3 protein-coding genes and 1 other annotated feature are annotated in these 3,086 nt (G+C 27.5%); all 3 genes read right to left on the bottom strand.

Translation table 11 applies throughout. The features are described 5' to 3' along the window. Positions 1-758, bottom strand: a 758-nt coding sequence (locus ACI3VO_RS12070; RefSeq protein WP_439758155.1) for a hypothetical protein, incomplete at its 3' end; no start/stop codon positions are given. 190 nt (positions 759-948) lie between these two features. Next, entirely contained in the window at positions 949-2,160 is a 1,212-nt protein-coding gene (locus tag ACI3VO_RS12065; RefSeq protein ID WP_439758154.1) for an argininosuccinate synthase, read from the bottom strand. 137 nt (positions 2,161-2,297) lie between these two features. Then, positions 2,298-2,508 (bottom strand) — a binding site (T-box leader). A 72-nt stretch (positions 2,509-2,580) separates the two neighbouring features. Then, positions 2,581-3,086: tRNA pseudouridine synthase A (locus ACI3VO_RS12060; RefSeq protein ID WP_439758153.1), on the bottom strand; the 506-nt coding region annotated here is incomplete at its 5' end.

Below are 3,086 nucleotides of genomic sequence, written 5' to 3'. Positions count from 1 at the left end.
ATATTCTTATCGAAAAAATATAAAGGTATATAATTAGATATGTATTTTAAAACCCTCCATTTTAAATATAATAATTTATTTTGTACATCTCTCTTTTTATAAATTTCTCCATTTACTTTTAATACTCCTATACCTCTATGTTTTGTCTTATAAAAATACATATTATTTACATCTTGATACTCTTTTTCTACAATTTTAAAAATTTCCTTATTATAACTTTCTTTCAAAGTAATCATAAAATTTATTCTCACATGAGATACAGAAAAACTTTGCAGGTTAATTTGAACATATTTTACAAATTTATGTAATTCACTTTCTTTAGGAAATTCTATAAATCCAACATTAAACCATCCATCATAATGATAATTTTCTTTTATTTTTATAATAAATTCCTTTATATCTTTATTATGTTGTATTGCAATAAATGAAGTTGGTGGAAATTTATTTAAAAGAGCATACAATCCTTTTTCTAAATTATCTAATAATTCTATACTTATTAATTCTTCTATAAAAAAATCTGTTATTTTTATTTCTTCATTCTTGCTTAATTTTTCTACTGTCCTTTTCCTACTACTTTTATGCGTAAGAAATTCATAATCCCTATCTAATTTACAATTTTGTCTATCCTCGCATTTAAATATTTTAAATAGATCATTTCTTATTTTAAGAAAGTTATAATATATTTTTAACAAACAATTATTTTTTATATATTCTATTAATCTAGTTTTTTTATTTTCATATGGATTATAAATTTTCATAACTCGACCTCCTAAATATATTTAAATTATATATAAATATTTTCTATAAAAGCTTATCTCTATATATTTTTATAATACTTTAAATTTAGTATTTATACATACTAAATAATATAAACAAAAAGGAATAGACTATCTATCAATTAAATAATCTATTCCTTAATTTCCATTTTAACTATATTCCAAAAATCAATTATTTTGTCATTTTTTTACCATTTTGAGTCATAGCATTTATCTTAAGTGGTAATGTGAATAAGTTTATGAAGCCTTCAGCATCTTTGTGATCGTATAATTCACTGTCACCAAATGAAGATATACTTTGATCGTATAATTTATGGTCACTAAATATTCCAGCTGGTTTTATGTTACCTTTGTATAATTTTAATTTAACAGAACCTGTAACATTTTCTTGAGTTTCGTCCATGAAAGCATTTATTGCTTTACAAGTTTTAGAATACCATTTACCATTGTATATTAAATCAGCGAATTCAAGTGATAATCTTTGTTTTAAGTGAAGAGTATCTTTATCTAATGTAGCACTTTCTAAGTAGTTGTGAGCTGCATAGAATATTTCTCCTCCTGGAGTTTCATATATACCTCTTGATTTCATACCAACTAATCTGTTTTCTAGTATATCCACTATACCTATACCGTGTTTAGCACCTAATTTGTCAACTGCTTCAACTAATTCTACTGGTGATAATTTTTCTCCGTTTAAAGATACTGGAACACCTTTTTCGAATCCTATTTCTACATATTCTGCTTCATCTACTGCATCTTCTGGTGAACAAGTTTTTTTGTATATGTCTTTATTGTGTTCGTTTTCTAAGTATTCTATATCTCCACCTTCAGTAGATACATGCCATAGGTTGTCGTCTACTGAATATATTTTTTTCTTAGTTGCTGTTATTGGTATATTGTGTTCGTTTGCGTAGTCTATTGCATCTTCTCTTGATTTTATATCCCAGATTCTCCATGGAGCTATAACCTTTATAGATGGATCAAGTGCTGCTATAGTTCCTTCAAATCTAACTTGGTCGTTTCCTTTTCCTGTACAACCGTGGCATATGTATTTAGCTCCTTCTTTTTGAGCTATTTCAACTAATTTTTTAGCTATTATAGGTCTAGCTAAAGCTGTTCCTAAAGGATATCTATTTTCATATAGAGTTTCTGCTTTTATTGCTTGATATATAGTAGTAGTTATAAATTCTTCTCTTAAATCTTCAACGTAAGCTTTTATAGCTCCACTTGCTTTAGCTTTTTCTTCTATTTTACTCATGTCGTCATCTTGACCAACAAATCCACAAACTGCTATAACATCTAAATCATAATTTTCTTTTAACCATGGAATAGTTATTGAAGTGTCTAATCCACCTGAATATGCTAATACAACTTTTTCTTTCATTTTTACTGTCCTCCTAATAAATCACGTTATTTTAATTAAAAAAGCCTCTTAGTAATAATTACTAAGAGGCGACATTGCGCGGTACCACTCTTATTAATAAATTTATCCTAATTATATAAAAAACGCCTCTTGTAAAATCAAGAGACGAAATATTTCCGCGTTACCACTCTAATTAATAAGATAAACTTATTCACTCTCCCTTTTAAGGCAAGGTACTCCTATTATCCTACTGAAATTTCAGATAATCTTCTCCAAAGCTCTCTTCATTTATTTATCATTACCGAGCTTCCACCGTCCTCGGCTCTCTATAAAATTAAAATAAACTACTTTCTTCTTCAACGAATTTGTCTTATTAAATATTTATGAGTTAATAATAAATCAAATGGGTAAAAATGTCAACAGTATTTTGTATATATTATTCTAATATTTTACTCTGTATAAAAACAACCCTTTTGCTGGAGCAGTTTCAGGAGATTTCGATCTATCCTTTAATTCTAGTATATTTTTTACTTCTTTGGCTGTAATTTTGTGGTGACCTGCATCTATAAGTGTTCCCACAATTATTCTTACCATATTGTATAAAAATCCATTGCCTTCTACATAAATTTCTACAATGCCATCATTTTCATTTATAGCTATAGAGTAGATTTCTCTTACATGGCTTTTCTTTTTAGATCTAGACGAACAAAAGCTAGTAAAATCGTGCTCTCCTATAAATACCTTGGAAACCTCTCTCATATAGTCTAAATCGAGTTTTTTTGCTACATGACAAGTGTACTTTCTATTAAATGGACTTGGGTATTTGTTGTTGTCTATTTTGTATAGATACACCTTTCTCTTGGCGTTATATCTGCTGTGGAATCTGTCGTCTACTTCTTCTATAGATTTTATTCCTATTGATTGTGGTAGGTATTCATATAAATACT

Origin of the sequence: Intestinibacter sp., assembly GCF_051866655.1 — a bacterium.
GTDB lineage: Bacteria > Bacillota > Clostridia > Peptostreptococcales > Peptostreptococcaceae > Intestinibacter.
This window is presented reverse-complemented; position numbering and strand designations above follow the sequence as displayed.

What these genes read in the sequence shown, in the direction of transcription:
- ACI3VO_RS12065 (WP_439758154.1), bottom strand. Translation starts at nt 2,160, where the DNA reads ATGAAAGAAAAAGTTGTATTAGCATATTCAGGTGGATTAGACACTTCA.